The organism is Paraburkholderia haematera, assembly GCF_905220975.1.
GTDB lineage: Bacteria > Pseudomonadota > Gammaproteobacteria > Burkholderiales > Burkholderiaceae > Paraburkholderia > Paraburkholderia haematera.
This window is the reverse complement of record NZ_CAJNBK010000045.1, coordinates 1-23,809: the sequence shown is the minus strand read 5'-3', so window position 1 is coordinate 23,809 and position 23,809 is coordinate 1. Positions and strand designations below refer to the sequence as shown.

Here is a 23,809-nt window from a genome sequence, read left to right as displayed (position 1 = left end):
AGATTCAGTTTTTGTTTTTATGTCTTGATTCATAGGCTCATAACGTCAATTCGAATGACCTCGTCAGGATGCCGGGCAGTTGCATGCCGCCCGTGGCGCGCTCGCCCCATGTCGAGTCGCTCAATAGCAATTCCGCTTGCGAGCCGAGTTGCTCGAGTTCGCTGCCGAGCACACGGTACAAACTATCGTCGAAACGCATTGCTTCGAGCGGCGCGACGATCTGCCCGTTCTCGACCCAGAAGGTCGCGAAGCGCGTCATGCCGGTCAGACGGCAATTCATCCGGTCCGAGAAATTCACGTACCAGAGATTGCCGATGTAGAGACCGGTATCGAGCGTCGCCAGCACGTCCTCTTCCAGCAGATCGCCCGCTTGCATCGAGAGTGCCGCCGGTGACTCGTTCGCCAGCGCACCGTTGGGCGTCAACCCATACTCGCGCGCGCTGCGTGCATTGGTCAGGCGCTCGGCACTGCGGCCGGCCTGAATCAACGGGACGCTTTCACGCAGGTAGCCGTCGTCGTTGAATCCGGGTGTAATGCCGAGATTCAGATCTTCGCTGATCGTGACGCGCGGGTCGACTACGATTTCTCCCACATGCAGCTTGTACAACTCGCTGCGCGAACTCGCCTGGGCGCGTGCGGAGAAGCCGGTCCATGCCGTCACGCTGAGCAATTCCGCCAGCGCTGCGGGCGCCAGATACGAACGATAACGCCCTGGCGCCAAGGTGCGCGGCGTGCGCGCAAGCACGGACAGACGCGTTGCGGCCTGCTCGACCTTGCTCGCGAAAACGGCATCGCTCCAGTCGTCTCCCGCGTAAGCGGTTTTGATCGCGCGGCCGCTCGGATCGTATAGCGACCAGCTGAAATTGAAGTTATCGACTTCATACCAGCCGCGGCTGCCGCCCGTGGACGCGAACCCGCGCACGATCGTGCCGCCCGCGTAAAAACCCACGAAATCCAGCCCTTTCGCACATTCAGCGACGGTGCGCAACAAGCCGGCCGGCTCCGGCAACTTGCCCGAACGCTGCGTGGCGCGCTGCCATTGCGACGTGTCGAACAGCAGATGCGGATCGTCCGCCGCACCGCGCAGACTTTCACGCAAGGTGGCAAGCGTCGCGCTCACATCGTCCAGATCCTGTTGCAGATCGCCGCAGACGGTCAGCGTTGAATAGGCCTGGCGCGCGCCGTCGATCAAACGCAAGGTCAGCTTGCCTTGCGACACACTGCCGATCTGCCGCACCTTGCCCGAGTTAAAGCGTATAAAGTCCGACTGCTCGCCGGCAAATGAACTCAGCGTGGTTTCCGTGCCTTGCTGCAAGCGTTCGATGGCATCGGCCAGCGACGTGAAATGTTGCTGCCAGTCGATCGACGGTGCGGAACGTGAGGACATGAATTGACTCATCAAGCGCCTCCGAACACGTCGATATTGCTGAACACGCAAGCCGGCGAAGCGTGGCCCACGCGAATGATCTGTGCCGGTTCGCCCTTGCCGCACATGGACGTGCCGTACACCTCGCGCGTATCCGCATTCCCCACCGCACTCAGGCTGCGCCAGAAATTCGCCGAAATCCCGCGGTAATTCGGCTGTTTGACGACCTGGGTGAGCTTGCCGTTTTCGATTAGTTGACCGAACTCGCAGCCGAACTGGAATTTGTTGCGATGGTCGTCGATCGACCAGGACGTGTTGGTGCGCATCAGAATGCCGTGTTCGATGTTGCCGATCATCTGCTCCAGCGAACTCTCGCCGGGCTCGATGTTCAGATTCGCCATGCGGTCGATCGGCGGGCGATTCCAGTTCGACGCGCGCGAATTCGCCACGCCGGCCATATGCGCGCGTTGCTGCGAAAGCGCGCCGCCGAGCGGACGTTCGAGCACGCCGTCGCGAATCAGGTATTGCTTGTGCGCTTCGGTGCCGTCGTCGTCGAATGCGTACGTAGCGGCTTCCTCGCGCAGTTCCGGGTCGAAGGTCACGTTCAGCAGTTCCGAACCGTAGCGGTACGAGCCGAACATTTCTTTCTTCACGAAGCTCCAGCCGGCAAAGTTGCGCTCGTCGCCGAGAATGCGATCGAGTTCGAGCGGATGGCCGATCGACTCGTGAATCTGCAGCATCATCTGATCGGGCATCAGGAGCAAATCGCGCTTGCCTGACGGGCAATTCGGCGCGGCCAGCAATTGCAGCGCTTCATTGGCGACACGTGCCCCCGATCCGTTGAAGCCGAAGCGCGCCAGCACTTCCATGCCGCCCTGCCCCAGGGTGCCGTAGTTGCCGCCGAGGGTACGCACTTGCGTATCGCCGTCCGCGTGTGCGGCCACACTCAATTGCGGCATCACGAACTGGAAGCGCTGATCGATCCGCACGCCGTCGCCGGTCATGTAAAGCTGATCGGTATGCGTGATCTGCACGGCCGCGACGCGTTCGACAATGCGTGCATCGAGATTCGCGCTCGCGCATTCCACGCTCAGGCGCTCCAGCCATTCAGCGCGGCTCGGCAACGCATGCTGCGCATTCGGCGACACATAGTGGCCGCTCACGGCAGGACGCGCGACTTCGCGATGGTCGATCAACGACAAAGCCGCGCTTGCTTCCGCGCGGGCCGTAGCGAGATCCAGCGCTTCCTGCAGACCGGCGGCACTCAGATTCGCGGTGGCCGCATAGCCGGCGCCCGCGCCCACCCATGCGATCAGCATCGCGCCGCGATCGCGCACCGTACGCATGGGTTGCGCGATGTCATTGCGGATCTCGTGATCGTCGATCTGTTCGTCGACAATGCGCAGCGACCAGAACGCCGCGCGGCTCGTAAGCGACCGGGCGGCTTGCGCCCAACGTTCGTCAATCATTAGCAGTTCCCGTATGAGTCTCTACTGCACCGGCCGGCGACACGATCAGCGAAGACGCGAGCAGCGACTGGGTATATGGATGCGACGGCGCGTGCAACACATCGAGTGTGTTGCCGGCTTCAACGATGCGTCCTGACTTCATCACGATCACGCGATGCGCCATGGCTCGCATCACCGCCAGATCGTGCGTAATGAACAAATAGCTTAGCTTGTACTTTTTCTGCAGATTTGTCAGTAGATTCAGCACCTGTTTCTGGATGGATACGTCGAGTGCGCTAGTGGGTTCATCGAGCACCAGCAATTCCGGTTCGACCGCGAGCGCTCGCGCAATCGCAATACGCTGGCGCTGGCCGCCGGAAAACTCGTGCGGATAACGCAGCATGGCGTCCGCAGGCATGCCCACTTCTTCCAGCAGGCTGCCGATTCGTGCGCGCCGCGCCTTGGCATCCATATCGGGCTGATGCATGGTCAGGCCTTCACCGATGATCTGCTCCACCGTCATGCGTGGCGACAACGAGCCGAACGGGTCCTGAAACACGACCTGCATGCGCGAATACAACGCCCGGCGGGAACGGGCGGTTTTCAGCGTGGATAGCGGCAACCCGTCGATATGAATATGACCGCTGGCCGGTTGCTGCAAGCCGAGCACGGTAGCCGCGAGCGTTGATTTTCCCGACCCCGATTCGCCGACGATGCCGAGCGTTTCGCCGCGCCGCACGCTCAGATCGATGTCATGCACCGCGCGGAAGGTAGAGCGCCCGAACATGGAACGCCAGCCTTTCGCGGAGGTGCCGTAGTCGACCGCGAGTCCCTGCACTTCGAGCAAAGGCCGCGCATCCGGTTCGACAGGCTCCACTGCGCGCTGCGGCTCGCTGTCCAGCAGGCGTTGGGTGTAGGGATGCTGTGGGTTGGAGAACAACGCTTCGGTCGTATTGGTTTCGACCAGCACGCCCTTCTCCATCACCGCGACGCGCTGAGCGAAACGCTTCACCAGATTCAGGTCATGCGTGATCAGCAGCACGGCCATGCCGCGCTCCGCCGCCTCCTGCTCCTGCAACGCAATCAATAGGTCGACGATCTGCTGACGCACGGTGACGTCAAGCGCGGTGGTCGGTTCGTCGGCAAGCAGCAGGCGTGGCCGGCACGCCAGCGCCATCGCGATCATCGCGCGCTGCCGCTGGCCGCCGGACAATTGATGCGGAAAACTGTCGATGCGCCGTTCAGGCTCCGGAATACCGGTGCGCCTGAGCAACTCGATGCCGCGCTGGCGCGCCGCATTCGGCCGCAAACCCTCGTGCAGGCGCAAACTTTCGGCGATCTGCTTGCCGATCGTGAAGAGCGGATTGAGCGCGGTCATCGGTTCCTGAAACACCATCGCCACGTCCGCGCCGCGCAGGCCGCGCATCTGCTGCTCGGTTTTCTGCAACAGGTCCTCGCCGTCGAGCAGCATGCGGCCACTCAGATCGGCATGCTCGACGAGCCGCAAAATTGACAACGCGGTGACGCTCTTGCCGGAGCCCGATTCACCGACCAACGCAACGCGCTCACCGCGCGCGATCGATAGGCTGAGTTCGTGCACCGCGATCTTGTCGCCGAAACGCACGGAGAAGCGATCGATCTCCAGCAACGGCCGGTTCGGTTTGGTTTCGCTCATCGCGGACCTCCGCCGAACGCCGAGCCGCGCCTGCGCGTGTCGAGCGCATTGCGCAACGCATCGCCCATAAAGGTCAGCAGCAGCAACGTAATCACCAAAGCGGCGAAAGCAGAAATCGAAATCCACCAGGCATCGAGGTTGTTCTTACCTTCCTGCAGCAATTCGCCGAGGCTCGGCGTGGGCGGCGGCACGCCCAGCCCAAGGAAGTCGAGACTGGTCAGTGAGAGAATCGCCGCACTCATGCGGAACGGCAGAAACGTGATCACCGGCGTCAGGCTATTCGGCAACACATGGCGCCACATGATCTGCCAGTTCGAGAGGCCCATGGTGCGTGCCGCCCTCACATAGTCCAGCGAGCGGTTACGCAGGAATTCGGCGCGGACGTAGTCGGAGAGCACGAGCCAGCCGAACATCGATAGAAGAATGAAGAGCAGCCATAGCGTTGGTTCGAAGATCGACGCGAAGATGATCAGCAGGTACAGGTCGGGCATCGAGCTCCAGATCTCGATCAGGCGCTGGCCGATCAGATCGGTGCGTCCGCCGTAAAAGCCCTGCACCGCGCCCGTCAATACGCCGATCAGCACGCCGGATACCGTGAGCGCGAGGGCCATCAGCACCGAGAGCCGGAAACCATACAGCAGCCGCGCAAGCACATCGCGGCCGTACTGGTCCGTACCGAGCCAGTTGCTCCGGGTGGGCGGCGCCGGGTAAGGATGCGCGGCGAAGTAGTCGATCGTGTCGTAGTGGAAATGATTCGGCGGATAGATCGCAAAGTTGCCGTTCGATTCCAGCCGCGAACGGATATACGGATCGAGGTAATTCGCACGCGCCGGAAAATCGCCACCAAAGATCTTTTCTGAATAGTCCTTCGCGATCGGAAAGTAATAGTGCCCGTCATAGCGGACGATCAACGGACGATCGTTGGACAACACCTCGCCAAACAGGCTGATGACGAACAGCGATACGAAGATCACGAGGCTCCAGTAACCGAGCCGCTGCCGCCTGAAGCGCCACCATGTGCGCCGCCAGGGAGACGGCGACGCCGCGTGCGCCGCGCCGGACGTATCAGCGGTCCAGGCGGTTGAATTGGATGCGGGGGTCGACGAGGACATAGCAGACGTCAGCAATAAGTTTGGTTACGAGGGCGATCAGCGTGAACAGAAACAGCGAACCGAGCACGACCGGATAGTCACGGCGAATCACCGAGTCATACGAAAGTTGGCCCATGCCGTCGAGCGAGAACAGGGTTTCGATCAGCAGATTGCCATTCAGAAAGGCGCCGACGAAGGCCGCCGGCAAACCGGTCAACAAAGGAATCGCGGCATTGCGGAGCACGTGTTTCCACAGCACGTCGCGCTCCGGGGCGCCCTTGGCGCGTGCGGTCAATACGTATTGACGTCCAATTTCCTCAAGGAAGGTGTTCTTGGTCAGGATCGTGACGATCGCGAAGTTGCCCACCACCGAAGCCGCAACCGGCAACACGATGTGCCACAGGTAATCGAGCAGCTTGCCGAAGGTGCTGAGGTCGTTGAAGTTGTCCGAGGTGAGGCCGCGCATCGGAAACACCTGCCAGAAGGTGCCGCCGCCGAACAGCATCAGCAAAAGCACGCCCAGCACGAAACCAGGAATCGCATAGCCGGCGAGCACCAGCACACTGGTCACCGTATCGAAGCGCGAGCCGTTGCGCACTGCTTTCGCAATCCCCAACGGCACCGATATCAGATACGTGAGCATCACCGTCCATAAGCCGAGTGTGATCGACACTGGCAGCTTCGATTTGATGACCTCCCACACGCTGTCATGCTGATAGTAGGACTGGCCGAGATCGAAGGTCGCGTAGCGCTTGAGCATCAGGACGTAGCGCTCGAGCGGTGGTTTGTCGAAGCCGAACTGCTTCTTGATCTGCTCGAGCTGCTGCGGATCGACACCCTGGCTGCCGTGATAGCCGCCGCCCCCCGACCCCGCCTCTCCGCCACGGCCAGCGCCGTGGCGGAGTTGCGTCATCACCTGTTCGACCGGCCCACCCGGCACGAACTGTGTGACGACAAAGGTCAGCGTGACCACGCCGAGCAGCGTCGGCACCATCAACAGCAATCGTCTGAGAATGTAGGCAAGCATGCTGTTCCTCAGTGGGCCGTGGCCGTGGTTGAACTCGCGGACTGCGCCGCCTGGGTGGTTTGACTCACGTGTCCGCCTGGTGCTTTCGCATACCAGTAGTTGATGACCCAGTCTTCGTACAGGTAGGAATTCGGCACGATTTTCGGAAAGCCGAGGCTGCTCTTGTAGCCGATGCGCGCGCCCGGTGCGTAGTACTCCGGCACCAGATAGAACGAATAGATCAGCACACGATCCAGCGCACGGGTTGCCGCTTCCAGATCGTCGAGATTGGTGGCGGACAGCGCGGCGTGAATCAGTGAATCGACCGCCTTTGAACGGATACCCGGATAGTTCTCGGAGCCGACTTCGGCAGCGGCCGCACTGCCGAAGCGGCGCGTGAGTTCTGCGCCCGGAATCGTGACCGGCGCGTAGATGAAGGTGGTCATGTCGTACTCGAAATTATCCAGCCGCTTCTGGTACAACGCGCTATCGATCTCGCGCATATGGGCCTGAATGCCGAGCATGCCAAGCGCCTGCATATACGGCAGGATCAGACGATCCATGCCGGGCTGATCGTCCATGATTTCGATCGTCATCGGCGTACCGTTGGCATCGCGCAATGCACCGTCGCGGTAGTGCCACCCGGCCTGCGCCAGCAGATCACGCGCGACGCGCAAATTGCCACGCAAGGAATTCGGTGGAATCGTGTCGGGTTGCTTGAGCATCGGGCCGAACACTTCAGGCGGCACGCTGCCGCGCAATGGTTCGAGAAGGGCCAGTTCCTTAGGGCCCGGCATGCCGGTCGCGCCGAACGGACTGGCTTCGAAATAGCTGTTGGTGCGCCGGTATTGACCATAGAACATCATGCGGTTCATCCAGTCGTAGTCGAGCGCCAGGGTCAAGGCATGGCGCACGCGCGGGTCCTGGAACATCGGCTTGCGCATATTCATCAGCATGCCCTGCATCTGCGCCGGGCCGTCGGCGAATTCGCCCTTCTTCAGCAGCCCGTTGTCGAAGTTCTTGCCGACATATTTGCGGGCCCACTGCGTCGCGCCGTATTCGACGACGACGTCCGCGTCGCCTGCCTTGAAGGCTTCGAGTTGCGTGTAATGATCGCGATACAGATTGAAAGTGATGCGTTCGAAACGGAACATGCCGCGTCGCGAGGGCAAATTCGCTGCCCAGTAGTCAGGGTTGCGGCGATACGTGATCTGCTTGTCGTTCTTGCGCGTGTCGATCAGATAAGCGCCGCTGCTGACCGGTGGCGTAGAAGAGATCTGGTCGAATGGTGGACGTTTGCCGTTGGGCTGCATGCCCCACTTCGGCGAGAAGATCGGCAGGTCGCCGGCAATGAGCGGCGCGTCGCGTTCGGGATGCTTGAAATCGAAACGGATCGTGCTCTTGTCGATAACCGTCGCGTTTTTGATAATCGAAAATTGCGCGTTGAAAAGTGGCGACGCCTGCGGACTCGCCAGCGTGTCGTACGAATATTTGACGTCGGCGGCGGTGATCGGGTCGCCGTTCGAAAAGCGTGCGGCGGGATTGATATGGAACGTCGCCGAGGTCAGATCCGGTGCGACGTCGACATCGTCGGCGATCAGCGGATATTCGGAGGCCAGTTCGTCCCAGCTACGCTGCATCAGTGTATCGAACATCAGATTGAGGATGTCCGGTGCGGGCGCGCCACGCACCAGGAACGGGTTCAACGAATCGTAAGTCTGCAGTTCGTTGTAGTTTTCGAAACTCAGCGAGCCGTTAGCGGGTGCGTCGGGATTCGCATAGTCGAAGTGCGTGAAATCGGCGGGATATTTTGGTTGATCGTATTGTGAAATCGATGGCTTCGCCTCTACCGTCATCGGCATCGCTCCACATACCGCCAACAGGCCAGGCGCAGCGGCCATAGCGAACCCGATGCTCGCGGCGCGGCGCACTGCGCCGAGCAAACATCCAATCGCGTCGTGCAAGCGCGGCAGTCCGGAATTCATCATTCTTTTCATCAGCCCATACAGTGCGCACCGGCTCGTGACCTGCACGCGATTCGTCCTGCGGCAGTGCGACACACCACACGCACAGCGCTCATGCACACGCTTCATGCGCCTGTCTCACTTGATCGTCCGCGCACGCCGGTTCATTGCAACGGCAGTCGGCCTACGCTACCGCCCTATGATGCTTCGCCAAAAAAACACCGCTCCGGTTCTCACAGTGCATGGAACCGGAGCGGCGCACTCTTCAGCCGCAATCAAGCGGACCTTAGAACTTGTAGGTTGCACCGATCTGGGCGAAACGGCCGATGTACGAGTACAGCGACTCGTCGTAGCCCGACTGATTCAGCGTACCGTTCGCGAAGATCGGATCGTACGGCGGCGTACGGTTGAAGATGTTGTTGATGCCGCCGTAGATCGTCCAGTTCTTGATGCCTGTGTACGTCATCATCAGGTTGAACTGGCTGTACGACCCCACTCTGTTCGGCTCGGGCAGCAAATTCTGAGCGTAGGGCCCCGTGAACTGCCACGTCAGCGCCGCGTCAAACTTGTGGTACGTCCAGTCCAGCGTGGTGTTGCCTCTCCAGCGCGGGAAGCTGCCGCCGAACGGCTGCGTGATGGTGAAGTTGTTACCCGCGCCGTTCACCGGCGAGGCACCCGGGAAACCGATCTTGAAGCTGTCCACGTATGCCCAGTCAGCCGACAGGGTGAACGTACCAGCGGTCTTCGTCGGCAGTGCCTGACGGAACGTACCTTCGAAACCGTTCGTGTCGAGGTAGCCCAGGTTCGAATACGGGATCACCTTGTACAGGAGGTTGCCGTTGGCGTCGTTGACAACCTGCGAAGGCGCACCCTGGCCAATCACGTTATCCACGCGAATCTTGTACCAGTCGAAGCCCACATCGGTTGTACGTGTCGGCGACAGTTCGAAGCCGATGTTGAGGTTACGCGTGTGCTCCGGCGACAGGTTCGGATTGCCCTCCGTGATCGACGTGTAGTTCTGACCGGTGGCCGGGTCCACCTGGAGACCGATCGTTTGCGACTTGCTGTTCTCCACGAACGTCGGTGCACGGAAGCCGCGGCTGTACGAGGTGTACATCGTCAGCGCCTGAACCGGTTGATAGCGCAGCGCGAAGCGCGGCGAGAACGCACCACCGACATCGCTATAGTGGTCGTAACGACCAGACTGGCTGAACGTCAGGTTGCGAACAATCGGAATATCCACCTGGTAGTACACCGCCGCAACGTTGCGCTGGCCGTCCACCGTCTGGAGATTCGGGTTGATGACCAGGCCGTCTTCGAACGCCCCGCCCGGGTTCATCGTTTCGCTCTGGTGCGTGAACTGCGCACCGAACCCCAAGCCTACGGCACCTGCCGGCAGATGGAAGAGTTCCGGTGTCGAAAGCGTTGCGTCGACAGTGTCGAGCTTCGAGATACCCAGATTGTTCGCGTCCATGTACAGCCCGTTGAACGCGTTCGGCGTGGCCGCCGGATTCGCAAAATTCAGTGCGCCGTTCTGGTAAATGTTATTCAGAACCGAAGAATTCAGCTGGTTCGTGTAAGTGTTCGAAACCGTGCTTTGCGAATGACTGATCGACGACGCCCAATCCCATTCACCGTTCGGCAGGTTGAACGAACCCTTGACACCCGTAGACGCGCGCCAGTACACGGAATCCGTCTTCTCCGCGATCGTGTTCGGGAAAGCATAAGTGAGCGGCGTGGCGACGCCGAACGGGTTGTACGGATTACTCGCCGGCACAGTGAAGTTGAACGGGGTAAGAAGCTTCGTCTGCGGGTTCCACACGAGTGCGGGAGCCTGCGGATTACCGACAACGTTGCCCCACAGACCATCGTTCGTGGTGGCGGTGTTGCTGCTGACAAGGAAGTCCGCGAACGCGGTGGTCTGGTCGTTGACCTTGAAGTCAGCGTGAAGCTTCGCGTTCAAACGCTCCATCATTGGTGCGATGGACGTGCCTTCGGCGGTGTTCAAGCCGCAGACCGTGCCGGCCGATCCCGCCGTCAGCGAGTTGGTGGCTGCGGGACGCACCGAGCCGCCGAACGGACAGTTGCTCAGCGCCTGCACGCCCCCACCGGGTAGGTTCCAGTATGACGGCCCGAGCAGCGAGAAGCCACCCGGCTGATTCGTAAAATCCTGATTACGAGTCGAGTCGCGGTCCGCGAGCGTGATGCCGTTCGACTTGTAGTAGCTGGCTGCCGCCGTCACGTTGAAGCGATCGGAGTTGAGGTCGCCGAAGCCACCCAGCGCGCTGAACTTGGTCGTGCCCGCGCCGCCACCGCCATTGATGGCGCTGCCGTAGCTGCCGTCGAGCGTCAGCCCCTGGTAGTTGTGTTTCGTGATGATATTGACCACGCCCGCGACGGCATCCGAGCCGTACTGCGAAACTGCACCGGTCTTCACGATTTCGATGCGATCGATCGAGTTCAGCGGCAGCGTGTTCAGGTCGAAGAAGGAGTCAACGCTGTTCGAAAAGAACGCGAAAGGCGCCGCACGCTGTCCATCCACCAGCACCAGTGTGTACTTTTCGCTGAGGCCGCGCAGGGCGATACCCGCCGCGCCTGCGGCAAAGTTGCCGGCCTGGCCTTCGCTCCAGCTATTAGCCGAGTTGGCCGAAGTGTCGCGCAGAAAATCGGCGACGGTCGTGGCGCCGCTATTCTGGATATCTTTCTGCGTAACCGTCTGAACCTGGTTGAAGCCGGTCTTGTCCGAGCTGCGAATCAGCGAACCGGTCACTTCGAACTTCTTCAGTTGCTGGACGCCTTTGCCAGACGGCGTCGCGGTGTTGTTATCCGCGGACGGTGTGGCGGCGGTGCCCGATGCCGGAGCCGCAGCCGCTGCGGGCGTGCTCTCCGTCGTCGCGCCTGCCGCGGTTCCGGTGGTGGCCGGCTGGCTTTGCGCAAACGCCGGTACGGCGATTGCGGCCGACAACGCCAGTTCAGCCCAGATTATTCTTTTGATGGCCAGCGCCAATGCCCTTTGTTTCATTTTTCCCCTTCCCGCTCGTCAATAAGGCCACTGCTGTGTATGTGAAGAGAGGTCTTGTGAACCTCTCCACTCGATATACGGCGATCTTGCGCCGCGCTCCGTTAAAACCGCCCCGTACTTTTTCCGCCCCACAAACCGGCCAACCGCAGACCGGAATTGCAAACACTGGAAAAAAGACGGGACGCTTCAGATACTTCAATATCGGACTACTTATTTATTACAAACGAAATGCGCAGCGCTTTCTAATTGTTTTCACTTCTACGGCTTCGGGCTCTGGTTACTGGGGCAATGCAGTCCCCATCAGATCAGCCCGGAGCCTAACCTTAAGTAATGCTTACAAATAATGATCGACCGCTTTCAACGAAAGTACGAAGCAGAGGCACCTAAAACAATCGCGGCGTGCCCACCCATACGACCACCGCCTCTTCGCGGGCGGTATTGCACCAGGCGTGAGGCACGGTGGACTCGTAATGCGCGGTGTCACCCGCCTGCAATACGAACGTTGTACCTTCTAACGTGAGCGATATCTGGCCGCTCATTACGTACAAGAACTCTTCCCCAGCATGTGTCGTGACTTCCGATGGGTTCTGCCCCACCGGCATCCTGACGAGAATCACTTCCAGCTTGCTGCCGACCGACAGGTTCGTCAGCCGTCCAAAAATATTCGCGGTTCCGTCGAACCCGAAGTACTTCAGCTCACTTCCCCTGCGCACCGACTTGTCTTCAGTTGGCGTGTCGACGAAGTACTGCACCGTCACACCTAAAGCTCGAGCAATGCCTACTAGCGACGTAATTGAAGGCGTTGCATGACCTCGTTCCACCTGGGACAAAAAGGGCTTGGAAATTCCCGCGGTGGTTGCCACTTCATCCAGCGTGCGCTTGAGTCGTTGGCGAAGCGCGCGGATTTTGCTTCCTATCGAAACTGCGACCTGTGCCTTGTTATCGAGTGGCAAAACCATAGCAAGACAGAATCCCGTAGTCAAAATTAGTTTGATGAAACTAAACTATGTTCCATTGAGCGCCACATCCTCCCTTAGACACGCACCATCTGTCTGCCTGGTTGCCGCCATGAATGGCTCAATCACTGCGATCGTCGCGACATGTTCAACTTTGCCGCGAACCGGGCGATGGTTGCGCACGCAACCACGTCCGCCAATTAGCAAAGACTCGCGCTCCATACAGTGAGAATGTGCCGCCCGGCACGAAGCAAGGGCACCGCTGCGGCACGTCGCAAGATGGGTCATTTCGGGAACAGAATGCCGTTATTTCGACACTACTTCGACGCCACCAGCACCCACAAACGGGCAAGGTCGGCAGAACCGTCGGTACCCTTCACCGCTCGGAAGGTTTGCACCGCACGCGCTTTATCGCCCGCCATGTAGTACGCCTCGCCGAGATGCAGTTGGGCCTGGTCCGGGTGATCGATTCCGCCCTTCGCAATTGCGGCGTCCATGGCTGTCAGACCCTGCTTGGCCTGACCCGCGAAGACCTGGTTGAAGGCAATGTCGACCGGCGCGATGGGGTTCGCGGGATCGGCTGCCGCTTGCGCGCGTTTCGCGGCGAGTGCCTGCAACCGCTTCTCGCGATCCGCTTGCGCATCGTGGCCCAGAACGCCTGACGCAAAGCCCTGATCGATGACCTGTTTGCCTTCGGCGGTGGTGCCGGCCACGATCGCGAGCTGGGTCATCTCCATGTAATCGTCGGCGGTGCTGAGCGAGCCGGTCACACGGCGCAGGCGGTACGTGTCGATATCGAGCGCCGACGAATAGCCGGGCTTGGTGCGAATCGCATTGAACAGGTCATCCCAATACGACTGCTTCGGATGATAGGCAACCAGCTTTTCGAGCGTGCTGCGGTACGTCGCGTCGTCCTTCACACGTTGCGCGCAGGTGCCGAGCAATTGCAATTGCGACTCGTCGGGGGCATGACCGGCACGCGCTTGCGCATCGACGGCCGGCTTGAGCAGGGTCACCACGTTGCCGCAATCGTTTGACAGGTAGTAAGACTGCACAAGCAGCACACGCATGTCAGGGTCGCCGCCGCCTGCCTTCAGATAGCGTTGGGCGACCTTTGCTGACTGCGCATAGTTTTTCTGCTGGAAGTAGATGCCCGCGAGCGCCGCCGTGGTGCGTTGCTCGTCAGCGCCAGTCAGGTGTCCTGAGCTCAGCAAGGTTTCGTAGGCCTGAGCGGCCACGCCGGATTCACCGGCCGCCACTGCCGCGGCGCCGCGCATCTCCTGAACCATGTAGCTTTCATAGGGCGTTTTGCCTGGCACGGCGTCGGCCTGATCGATCTTCGCCAACGCATCCTTGTACTTGTGCGCGCGATACAGATCCTGCGCGGCGTTCAGCGGCTTCGCCACATCCGGGCGCAGGGTGTCCGCAGCCTGGGACGTGGCCGGCAGCACGACGAGCGCGGACAGTCCTCCGATAGCGGCCGCAATGACGGCGCGCTTGAACCGTTGATGGATCGTTAGCATTCCACTTCCCTATTGCATGTACTGCTCGTTGCCGATCAGGCCGATTTTCGTCGCGCCCAGTCGTTGCGCGGACGCCATTACCGCCGCTACGTCCTTATACGGCACCAGCTTGTTGGGCCGCAGATGGATTTCCGCCTGAACCGGTTCAGCCGCCACCTGTGCAAGCCTGGACTCGAGCGCCGCGCGGTCCGGCACCGGCTGACCGTTCCAGGTCGTGGTGCCGTCGAAGTCGATATCGATCTGCACCACTTCCGGCTGCGTAATCGGCGGCGGCGGATTGCCGACCGGCAAGTTCATCTTGATGGCATGCGTCTGGATCGGAATCGTGATGATCAGCATGATCAGCAACACCAGCATCACGTCGATCAGCGGCGTGGTGTTGATATCGACCATCACATCCGGTTCAGAACTGCCACCGCCCGAAGATACGTTCATGCCCATACTCGTCTCCTGTCGATCGGAGTTAGTGCTTTAGCACTTACTCCGATCCCATGCAAAGCTGTCGATCGGACCTGGTGCAAAGCACGTAGCCCGATCCCATGCAAAACTAGCCGCCGCGCGCGGGCGGCTCAGTAATAAACGACACCTTGGCGATACCGGCGCGCTCGCACTCGGTAATGACACGGCCGATAAATTCATAACGCGTGCTCTGGTCGCCGCGCACGTGCACTTCCGGTTGCGGCGTCATGACCGATACGGTTTTCAGGCGTGCCAATAGCGTAGGCGCATCCACCTGCTTCTCGTTCCAGAAGAAATCGCCGTCGCGGTTGACCGCAATGACGATACTTTTTGGCGTGGTCTGCAGCGGCTGGATCGTCTCCTTCGGCAGTTGCACCGGCACCGTATGCGTCACCACCGGAATCGTGATCAGAAAGATGATCAGCAGGACCAGCATCACATCGACGAGCGGCGTGGTGTTGATACTGGAGATGACCTCGTCGCTATCATCCTGCCCAACGCTCATAGCCATGACGGACTCCGCTTATTGGGCCAGCGAGGTTTCACGAGCCGAGGCACGTGCCGAGCGCCGGCTGCCGGCGAGCAGGACAGTGTGCAGTTGTGCGCCGAACGCACGAACACGCTCCATCACCGACTTGTTGCGACGCACCAGGAAGTTGTAGCCGAGCACCGCCGGCACAGCCACCGCAAGGCCGATCGCGGTCATGATCAGCGCCTCGCCCACCGGGCCCGCGACCTTGTCGATCGAAGCCTGGCCGGCGATACCAATTGCCGTCAGCGCGTGATAGATGCCCCACACCGTACCGAACAGACCGACGAACGGTGCTGTCGAGCCGACCGTGCCGAGGAAGGCGAGGCCGTCCTGCAGACGATTCGACACATTGGTGATGGCACGCTCGACCGACGTATCGATCCACGTGTTGCGGTCGACGGCTTCGAGCAGTGCTTCGTCATGATGCTCGCCTGCCTCGATGGCCGTTTCGGCGATGAAGCGGAACGGCGAAGCTTCGTCGAGCCGCTTCGCGCCTTCGACCAGCGACGGGGCGGTCCACAGTTGTTCGTCGGCACTCTTCGCACGGCGGTTCGCGCGGAACTGCTCGAAGAACTTGGTGATCATGATGTACCAGCTGCCCATCGACATGAGCACCAGCAGAATCAGCACGAAGCGTGCAACGAAGTCGCCGTTCTTCCAGAGCGCGCCGAGACCGTACGGGTTATTGACGGTTTCGGACGTGGCCGGCTGCGGCGGCGGCACGGCTTCGTCAGCGGCCGATCCGGCCGTTTGCGGTGCGGCGGTGGCGGGCGCAACAGCCGACGCGGTGGCGTCGCTAGCTTGCGCGTGGGCCATGTGCGGTGCCACAAAGGTATCCACCGTGGTTACGGCGAACAACATGGTTGCCGCCAATGCGGCGAGAGTACGCTTCTTCATGCCTGCTCCAAGTTCATTAGTACAACTTCCAAACTAAGACTGATAAATCGCTACCGGTACCGAACAGCCTGTGGGTTTCAGTTCAGGTTAAACGAGAACGGAACTTGCACACGGACAGCCTGGCCTTGGGAAACGCACGTGAACTGCTTGACCGCGTTAAACGCAGCGCGATCGAGTGAAGAATCGTCCGCCGACTTGGCAACGCGTTCATTCGTAATATGGCCCTGCGGATCGACTACGAATTCAATCAGCACATCACCCGTCACGTTGTTCTCCTGCGCCTCCTTCGGGTAGCGAATCGACGAACGGATCTGATCCGAGTTCGGGCACACCACCCCTACTTCAGCACTCACGGGCTTGCTCGGCGCGGGAGGTGCCGGCGGTGCCGCTGCCACTGCGGGTGCCGACACAACCGGCGCGGACTGGTGCGTGATGGTCGGCTGGGGCGGCGTTTGAACCTGCACTTCCGGCGGCGGCACGAACGGCGGCGGCGGCGGTGCGAACTTCGGCGGCGGCAATTGCACAGTGGGCAATGGCGGCGGCGGAGGCGGCTTGACCGGCTCGATGATTTTCGTTTCGATAGGATGCTGGATGACCTGCACGACCTTGGTGGCAAGGCCATTGATGAGTGCGTAGATCAGCACGATGTGCAGAAGCAGAACAACTGCGATACCGCCGAACCGGCGTACTGGGTTTTGCTGCTTGCGCCCAAACTCACGCGGGCGTCCTGGCCTCTCCATACGGGCCGTTGCTGCCGGAAATTGCCCTTCGACTTTCGTACCCACCTTTACTCCTCCGGCGTGAACCGTTCATTTCTGTAACTGCAGCGCGCTTACATACGGCAACAACGTTCACTTCAGACAATCACCTTCATCGCCCACGCTTTTGATCTGCACTACTACATTTAAGCTATAGGGCCAAACCCTGATTCTGTGACGTGGATACGACTGCGCGACGCCGCGGCGATAATTCACACCAGCCGAATGCTCATCTAAGTAGAACTACTAATAGGTTGAGTTCGACCCGCTCATTTCCGCGTGGCATGAACAGCCGGAGACAATTTGATCGAAGCGCGCTGCGGCTTCTGAACTTTTTGCGCGATTGTCACCTGCGTTTCATGGGAGGCAACAATAGCAGGACAAAAAATGCACGGTCAAACTTTTTTTGATGGGAGCATACTAAGTTTAGAGAGAAGACTCTAACTTGCGCCGTATTCGTGTCGCTTTAAAAGAATAAGCGCATGTCGAACAGATCTGAGTGCGCCTTTCACGGCTCGCCAATTGGCGTCGCCGCCGCTATCGCGGCGTTCCATGACACGCCATGAACTGCCGGCTGCTCGCTGATGATACGTGGCGCGAAGGCCCGCTGGACGGGCCTCACGCGATGGCTGCCCGATAACCGGGGCAGACTGCGAACAGGCCATGATCGAGCGCCGACCAAGGGCCGGCGCCAAAGGCGAGAAGATAGCAGAATGAAAACAGCGTTTGAAAAAACTTTTTAGCGTATTTACGACACTCCAAATACGCATTTCAATTACGCCATTTATATAATTACAAATACATTCACTTTAATTACATATAGCCGACGCCGCGGATATTGCCCGATCTTTCCATGCAGGGCGCCTCGACAACACCCGTTCTTAGAACTCAAGCCGCAGTTGGCTGCGCGTAACTCGGGCGTGTGCGGCTCTCCAGATTGAACGCCCCTGCCGGAGCGGCGCAAAGTTCCGTGCGCCGCTCCGCTGCCTCAACCGTTCGTGCCCTCGCCCGCGACCATTGCCGTGCCGTTTTGCGTTCGCGCGAGTACGGAACGCAACGCCGCTCCGGTGTGGCTGGCGGCGACACGTGACAGTCCTTCGGGGTCCGTAGCGGCGACAATCGTGCCGCCGCCCACGCCGCCTTCCGGACCGAGATCGATGATCCAGTCAGCCTCGGCAATCACGTCGAGATCGTGCTCGATGACGACGACGCTATGGCCGCCGTCCGCGAGACGATGCAGCACGCGAATCAGCTTGGCGACGTCCGCCATATGCAAGCCGACAGTGGGTTCGTCCAGCACGTACAGCGTATGAGGCGGCTTTTGACCACGCCTCGTGATGTCGTCGCGCACCTTGCTCAGTTCGGTGACGAGCTTGATACGCTGCGCTTCGCCGCCCGATAACGTGGGCGACGGCTGTCCAAGCGTGAGATAACCGAGCCCGACGTCTTTCATCAATTGCAATGGATGCGCGATGTTCGAAATCGGCGCGAAGAACTCGACGGCCTCGTCGATTTCCATGGTCAGCACGTCACCGATATTCTTGCCGCGCCACGTCACCGCGAGCGTCTCCGGGTTGAAGCGCTGCCCGTGGCAAACGTCGCACGGCACCTTCACGTCGGGCAGGAAACTCATGCCGATGGTGCGCACGCCCTGGCCTTCGCAGGCGGGGCAACGCCCATCGCCCGTGTTGAACGAGAAACGCGAAGCGGTATAGCCACGCGCACGTGCTTCGAGCGTACCGGCGAACAGCTTGCGGATCGCATCCCACACGCCGATGTAGGTTGCCGGACAGGACCGCGGTGTTTTGCCGATCGGTGTCTGATCGACTTCGAGCACGCGGTCGATGGTTTCCCAGCCTGTGATTGAATCGCACCCCTGCCATGCATGCGTGACGTTCAGCGGCGCACGCGGCGCCGTGCGCGCCAACACGCTCGAACGCCGGTTCGCCGCCGGCTGGGTTTCGGCCGCCGCACGCGCACGCCGCGTAGCCGGCGACGACAGCACCGAGCGCCCCACCGCATCCAACAGATTGGCCATCAGTACGTCGCGCGCGAGCGTCGACTTGCCCGAGCCGCTCACACCCGTCACTGCCACCAGCCGTGACAGTGGAATGCCGACGGTGACGTTCTGCAGGTTGTGAAGCTTGCCGCCATGCACCGTCAGCCAGTTCTCCGGCACCGCGGCCGCGCGTTTGGTCGGCGCAACCACCTCGCGGCGCGGCTGCAACGGATGCACGATCGGATTAGCAAGGAACTGTCCGGTCAACGAATCGGGTTGCGCCGACAGATCGGCCACGCTGCCCTGCGCGATCAACGTGCCGCCGCGCTTGCCCGCACCCGGCCCGATATCGATGATGTGATCAGCACGCCGAATCGTATCCTCGTCATGCTCGACCACCACCAGCGTATTGCCCTTTTCTCCCAGCTTGCGCAAAGCGTTGAGCAGAATCTGATTGTCGCGCGGATGCAGGCCGATGGTCGGTTCGTCGAGCACGTAGCACACGCCTTGCAGGTTGCTGCCCAGTTGCGCGGCGAGCCGGATGCGCTGCGCTTCGCCGCCGGACAGGCTCGGCGCGGCGCGGTCGAGACTCAGATAACCGAGCCCGACCTCTTCCAGAAATTGCAGGCGGCTGCCGATTTCGCTGACCACGTCGCGCGCGATTTCCGCGTCCCGACCGCTGATCTCCAGCGTGTCGATCCACGCGCGCGTGTCGGACACCGTCCATTGCGCGACGTCGACAATCGCCTGCTCGCCGAACGTGACCGCGCGCGCGGTTGGGTTCAGACGCGTACCGGCACAATCCGCACACGGCTCGTCGACCAGACCTTCCGGCTCCTGCTCCTCGGAAGGCAAGCTCTGCTCGCGGCCGCGGTTGTCGTCGACGACTATCGTGTCGTCGTACGCCGCGCGTTGTTCGCGTGTCAGTGCGAGGCCCGTGCCAACGCACGTCGTGCACCAGCCGTGCTTGCTGTTGTACGAGAACATGCGCGGGTCGAGTTCGGGATAGCTCGTGCCGCATACCGGACAGGCGCGTTTGGTGGATAGCACCTTCACCGTGCCGAGCTTCGCCGTGGCATGGCCGCCGCTGATCGCGTCGTGCAAACCGTCGAGCGGCGCCAGCATATGCATGACCCCCTTGCCGATTTCCAATGTCTGGTCGAGCGCCTGGCGCAGTTCGGCTTCGTTATCCGGCGACACAACGAGATCGGTCACCGGCAACTCGATGGTGTGTTCGCGGAAACGATCGAGCTTCGGCCACGGGTCGACCGGCACGAACTCGCCGTCCACACGCAGATGCGTATTGCCGCGCGCTTTCGCCCATTTGGCGAGATCGGTATAGACGCCCTTGCGGTTCACGACCAGTGGCGCGAGGAACCCGACGTGCTGCCCCTTGTGATCGCGCAGCAATTGCGCCGCGATCGATTCGACGCTTTGCGACGTGACCGGCGTGCCGTCGTGGATGCAATGTTGCAGGCCGAGTTTCACATACAACAGGCGCAGGAAGTGCCAGACTTCGGACGTGGTCGCCACGGTACTCTTTCGGCCGCCGCGCGACAGGCGCTGTTCGATCGCGACGGTGGGCGGAATGCCATACACCGCGTCAACCTCGGGCCGCCCGGCCGGCTGCACGATGGAACGCGCGTACGCGTTGAGCGATTCGAGGTAACGGCGCTGCCCTTCGTGGAACAGAATGTCAAAGGCCAGCGTGGACTTACCCGAACCTGACACACCGGTAATCACATTGAATTTGCCGTGCGGGATATCCACGTCCAGCGCCTTCAGATTGTGTTCGCGCGCATTGACGATGCGCACCACGTCCTCGCCTTCGATTACTCGCCGCGCACGCGCAGCGCTCAACGCCTTTTGCAGCGGAATGCCCTGCGACGCCGGTTCCGCCGCCGCGTTCATGGCGCGATCGTATTGCAGCAACGCTTCGCCTGTATGCGATTCCGGGCAAAGCTTGACATCTTCCGGCGTGCCGGCACACAGCACCCTGCCGCCACCGTCTCCGCCTTCGGGGCCGAGGTCGATCAGCCAGTCGGCCGCACGAATCACGTCGAGATTGTGTTCGATCACGATCAGCGAATGTCCGCTCGCCAGCAGTTTGCCGAACGCCTGCATCAATTTGGCGATGTCGTCGAAATGCAGGCCGGTGGTCGGCTCGTCGAACATGAACAGGCGTTTTGCGACCGGCTGCTTCGCGCTGCGCGCGGTGCGCGCCTGCGCCGATTCCGCGAGGAAACCGGCAAGCTTGAGCCGCTGCGCTTCACCGCCGGATAACGTAGGCACCGGCTGGCCCAGTTTCACGTATTCGAGGCCCACGTCGACGATCGGCTGCAGCACGCGCAGTACTTCGGCGTCTTTCGCGAAGTAGGCGGTGGCTTCGCTCACCGTCAATTCCAGCACGTCGGCAATGCTCAACGCACGCGCCGGCGCACCGCGCTCGATCTTCACTTCGAGCAGTTCCGCGCGATAACGACGCCCATCGCAATCCGGACAGCGCAGGTAGACGTCGCTCAGGAACTGCATTTCGATGTGTTCGAAGCCCGAGCCGCCACACGTCGGACAGCGCCCGTCGCCCGAGTTGAAGCTGAACATGCCCGGGCCGTAACCGCGTTGCTGCGCGAGCGGCGCCTTGGCGAAGAGCTTGCGGATCTCGTCGAATGCGCCGACGTAGCTGGCCGGATTCGAGCGCGCGGTCTTGCCGATCGGCGATTGATCGACGAAGACCACGTCGGTGACCTGGTCGGCGCCCGTCAGGCTCCTGAATGCGCCGGGCGATTCGGTGGCGAGGCCGAAATGCCGCGCCATGGCCGGATACAAAACGTCCTGCAGCAAGGTGGATTTGCCGGACCCCGACACGCCGGTCACGCAGACGAGCCGCTGCAGCGGAATCTCGACCGTGACGTCGCGCAGATTATGTTCGGTTGCGCCTTCGAGCACGATGCGCGGCGTGCTGTCATCCACGGGACGTTGTGACCAGTGCGCGGCGTCTGCCACGTGCTTGCGACCGCCCAGGTACTCACCGGTCAGCGTGCTGGACGAGCGGATGGCCTCTGGCGCGCCGTCATAGATGATCGAGCCGCCCCGCTCGCCCGGCCCCGGGCCCATATCGATCAGACGATCCGCCGCGAGCATCACGGAGGGGTCGTGCTCGACCACCACCAGCGTATTGCCCGCGTCGCGCAGCCGATGCATCGCCTCGACGATCCGGTTCAGATCGCGCGGATGCAGGCCGATGCTCGGCTCGTCGAGTACGAACAGGGTTTTGGTCAACGACGTGCCAAGCGCCGTGGTCAGGTTGATCCGCTGCACCTCGCCGCCCGACAACGTGCGGCTTTGCCGGTCGAGCGTCAGATAGCCGAGGCCCACATCGCATAGATATTTGAGCCGCGTGCGCACTTCGGCGAGCAACAGCTTGAGCGCGTCGTCGAGCAGTGCGCTCGGCAGGCTGATCTCGTCGAAGAAACGCCGGATGCGCTCGATCGGCATCAGCATCAGATCATGCACCGTGAGCCCCGGCAACGCTTCGAGCTGCGAGCGCGTCCACTCGACGCCGCGCGGCATGAAGCGCTTTTCGGCCGCGAGCCCCTCGTCCGCATTCTGTTTGTTGCCGAGGCGCCATAACAGCGATTCCGTTTTGAGCCGCGCGCCGCCACAGGTCTCGCACGGCGTATAGCTCCGGTACTTCGACAGCAGCACGCGGATGTGCATCTTGTACGCCTTCGATTCGAGATACTCGAAGAAGCGTTTGACGCCGTACCAATGGCTTTGCCACTTGCCGTCCCAATCGGGCGAACCGTTGATAACCCAGTCGCGCTCGGCATCCGTCAGCTCGCCCCAAGGCGTGCCACGGCGGATATCGGCTTTCGCCGCGTAGCGCATCAGGTCGTCCTGGCACTCCTTCCAGGCCGGCGTTTGCATCGGTTTGATCGCGCCGTCGCGCAGCGTCTTGCGCGCGTCGGGAATCACCAGACCGAGGTCGACGCCGATCACGCGGCCGAAACCTCGGCAAACTTCGCACGCACCGTAAGCCGAATTGAACGAGAACAGCGCCGGCTGCGGATCCGCGTAGCGAAGGTCGCTCTCGGGGCTGTGCAAACCGGTGGAGAAACGCCAGATTTGCGGCTCGGCTTCTTTGGCCTCCGGTGCCTCTGGCGCTGCGGGCAGCACGTAAATATTGACGCGGCCGCCACCACGCTTGAGCGATGCCTCAATGGCTTCGACCACCCGCTGCTTGTCGACCGAACTCAAGCGGAAGCGGTCGGCCACCACGTCGAGCAGTTTGCGCTTGCCGGTGGGCGAATCGACTTCACGCTGCGCCTGGACACGCGTATAGCCGCTCGCGGACAGCCATTGCTCCACTTCCTGCTCGGACGCCGTGTCCGGCAACTCGACCGGAAACGTGACGACCAGACGCGGATCATGCTCCGCGGTGCGCTTGAGCAGCTCGGCGTAGATCGTTTCGGGCGTGTCGTGGCGCACCTGCTGCGCGGTCTTGCGGTCGAACAGTTCGGCCGCGCGCGCGTAGAGCAACTTCAGGTGATCGTTGAGCTCCGTCATGGTGCCGACGGTGGAGCGCGAACTGCGCACCGGATTGGTCTGGTCGATCGCGATGGCGGGCGGCACGCCGTCGACCCGGTCGACTTGCGGCCGGTCCATGCGGTCGAGAAACTGCCGGGCGTAGGCGCTGAAGGTTTCGACGTAGCGCCGCTGCCCTTCCGCGTACAACGTGTCGAACACGAGGCTCGACTTGCCGGAACCGGACGGGCCGGTGACGACGGTCATTTCGCCGGTTCGTACGTCGAGATCGACGTTTTTCAGGTTGTGCTGGCGCGCGCCGCGAATGCGGATAATTCCGTTAGATGCCAATTTTTCCGACCGTCTGAATGAGTGGACCACCTCTCACGGACGCCTCGCGACCGCGCAAGTTCGGGACACCCGGCTAGCGGGAAAGCACGCCAAAGCCGGGCTGTAGCGGGATACTATACTGTATATTTATACAGGTGCGACCTGAAGGTCGCTATCGCAACTGTCTTGCCGATAGTAATCGGACAAGACCTGCTGTTCTGCCAGCAGTAGCCTACTCGATCGTGCGTCGCCGGTAACG

At 61.2% G+C, this 23,809-nt stretch carries 14 protein-coding genes; all 14 read right to left on the bottom strand.

What is annotated here, in order from left to right; all coding sequences use genetic code 11:
• Positions 1-37 precede the first annotated feature (37 nt).
• The 14 genes from KHO23_RS33870 to uvrA all read right to left on the bottom strand — a co-directional run bounded on the left by KHO23_RS33870 (position 38) and on the right by uvrA (position 23,571).
• Positions 38-1,399, bottom strand: a complete 1,362-nt coding sequence (locus KHO23_RS33870) for a TldD/PmbA family protein (protein WP_211617354.1) — start codon at positions 1,397-1,399, stop codon at positions 38-40.
• Entirely contained in the window at positions 1,399-2,835 is a 1,437-nt protein-coding gene (locus KHO23_RS33865) for a TldD/PmbA family protein (protein WP_211617352.1), read from the bottom strand. The genes KHO23_RS33870 and KHO23_RS33865 overlap by 1 nt, the downstream gene beginning before the upstream one ends.
• Positions 2,828-4,489, bottom strand: a complete 1,662-nt coding sequence (locus tag KHO23_RS33860) for an ABC transporter ATP-binding protein (protein ID WP_211617350.1) — start codon at positions 4,487-4,489, stop codon at positions 2,828-2,830. The genes KHO23_RS33865 and KHO23_RS33860 overlap by 8 nt, the downstream gene beginning before the upstream one ends.
• Positions 4,486-5,601, bottom strand: coding sequence for an ABC transporter permease (locus tag KHO23_RS33855; protein ID WP_211617348.1), 1,116 nt, complete (start codon positions 5,599-5,601; stop codon positions 4,486-4,488). The genes KHO23_RS33860 and KHO23_RS33855 overlap by 4 nt, the downstream gene beginning before the upstream one ends.
• A complete protein-coding gene (locus tag KHO23_RS33850; RefSeq protein ID WP_211617346.1) occupies positions 5,555-6,607 on the bottom strand; it encodes a microcin C ABC transporter permease YejB in 1,053 nt (350 codons plus the stop codon). Before KHO23_RS33850 ends, KHO23_RS33855 begins: the two co-directional genes overlap by 47 nt.
• Positions 6,608-6,615: 8 nt before the next feature.
• Positions 6,616-8,487, bottom strand: coding sequence for an extracellular solute-binding protein (locus KHO23_RS33845; protein WP_407946095.1), 1,872 nt, complete (start codon positions 8,485-8,487; stop codon positions 6,616-6,618).
• A 349-nt stretch (positions 8,488-8,836) separates the two neighbouring features.
• Complete coding sequence (locus tag KHO23_RS33840; protein WP_211617344.1) at positions 8,837-11,572, bottom strand: TonB-dependent receptor domain-containing protein; 2,736 nt, start codon at positions 11,570-11,572, stop codon at positions 8,837-8,839.
• Between the two features lie 383 nt (positions 11,573-11,955).
• Positions 11,956-12,531 carry a helix-turn-helix domain-containing protein gene (locus KHO23_RS33835; protein ID WP_120293258.1) on the bottom strand — a complete coding sequence of 192 codons (576 nt, stop codon included), beginning with the start codon at positions 12,529-12,531 and terminating at the stop codon, positions 11,956-11,958.
• Positions 12,532-12,845: 314 nt separating this feature from the next.
• The gene (locus KHO23_RS33830) at positions 12,846-14,051 is read right to left on the bottom strand and encodes a tetratricopeptide repeat protein (RefSeq protein ID WP_211617342.1); all 1,206 of its coding nucleotides are present in this window, start codon (positions 14,049-14,051) and stop codon (positions 12,846-12,848) included.
• 9 nt (positions 14,052-14,060) lie between these two features.
• A complete protein-coding gene (locus tag KHO23_RS33825) occupies positions 14,061-14,492 on the bottom strand; it encodes an ExbD/TolR family protein (protein WP_211617340.1) in 432 nt (143 codons plus the stop codon).
• Positions 14,493-14,598: 106 nt separating this feature from the next.
• The gene (locus KHO23_RS33820) at positions 14,599-15,021 is read right to left on the bottom strand and encodes an ExbD/TolR family protein (protein WP_211617338.1); all 423 of its coding nucleotides are present in this window, start codon (positions 15,019-15,021) and stop codon (positions 14,599-14,601) included.
• A 12-nt stretch (positions 15,022-15,033) separates the two neighbouring features.
• A complete protein-coding gene (locus tag KHO23_RS33815; RefSeq protein ID WP_211617336.1) occupies positions 15,034-15,939 on the bottom strand; it encodes a MotA/TolQ/ExbB proton channel family protein in 906 nt (301 codons plus the stop codon).
• A gap of 77 nt (positions 15,940-16,016) precedes the next feature.
• Complete coding sequence (locus tag KHO23_RS33810) at positions 16,017-16,679, bottom strand: energy transducer TonB (protein ID WP_211617370.1); 663 nt, start codon at positions 16,677-16,679, stop codon at positions 16,017-16,019.
• 1,006 nt (positions 16,680-17,685) lie between these two features.
• Positions 17,686-23,571 (bottom strand): excinuclease ABC subunit UvrA, encoded by a 5,886-nt coding sequence (uvrA, locus tag KHO23_RS33805; RefSeq protein WP_211617334.1) that lies wholly within the window; start codon positions 23,569-23,571, stop codon positions 17,686-17,688.
• Between the last annotated feature and the right edge of the window lie 238 nt (positions 23,572-23,809).

Bases quoted from the DNA above. Each gene is read 5' to 3' on its own strand.
- KHO23_RS33815 (WP_211617336.1), bottom strand. From the start codon at position 15,939: ATGAAGAAGCGTACTCTCGCCGCATTGGCGGCAACCATGTTGTTCGCC.
- KHO23_RS33850 (WP_211617346.1), bottom strand. From the start codon at position 6,607: ATGCTTGCCTACATTCTCAGACGATTGCTGTTGATGGTGCCGACGCTG.
- KHO23_RS33845 (WP_407946095.1), bottom strand. From the start codon at position 8,487: ATGGCCGCTGCGCCTGGCCTGTTGGCGGTATGTGGAGCGATGCCGATG.
- KHO23_RS33865 (WP_211617352.1), bottom strand. From the start codon at position 2,835: ATGATTGACGAACGTTGGGCGCAAGCCGCCCGGTCGCTTACGAGCCGC.
- KHO23_RS33830 (WP_211617342.1), bottom strand. From the start codon at position 14,051: ATGCTAACGATCCATCAACGGTTCAAGCGCGCCGTCATTGCGGCCGCT.
- KHO23_RS33825 (WP_211617340.1), bottom strand. From the start codon at position 14,492: ATGGGCATGAACGTATCTTCGGGCGGTGGCAGTTCTGAACCGGATGTG.
- KHO23_RS33870 (WP_211617354.1), bottom strand. From the start codon at position 1,399: ATGAGTCAATTCATGTCCTCACGTTCCGCACCGTCGATCGACTGGCAG.
- KHO23_RS33840 (WP_211617344.1), bottom strand. From the start codon at position 11,572: ATGAAACAAAGGGCATTGGCGCTGGCCATCAAAAGAATAATCTGGGCT.
- KHO23_RS33855 (WP_211617348.1), bottom strand. From the start codon at position 5,601: ATGTCCTCGTCGACCCCCGCATCCAATTCAACCGCCTGGACCGCTGAT.
- KHO23_RS33820 (WP_211617338.1), bottom strand. From the start codon at position 15,021: ATGGCTATGAGCGTTGGGCAGGATGATAGCGACGAGGTCATCTCCAGT.
- KHO23_RS33860 (WP_211617350.1), bottom strand. From the start codon at position 4,489: ATGAGCGAAACCAAACCGAACCGGCCGTTGCTGGAGATCGATCGCTTC.
- KHO23_RS33835 (WP_120293258.1), bottom strand. From the start codon at position 12,531: ATGGTTTTGCCACTCGATAACAAGGCACAGGTCGCAGTTTCGATAGGA.
- KHO23_RS33810 (WP_211617370.1), bottom strand. From the start codon at position 16,679: ATGGAGAGGCCAGGACGCCCGCGTGAGTTTGGGCGCAAGCAGCAAAAC.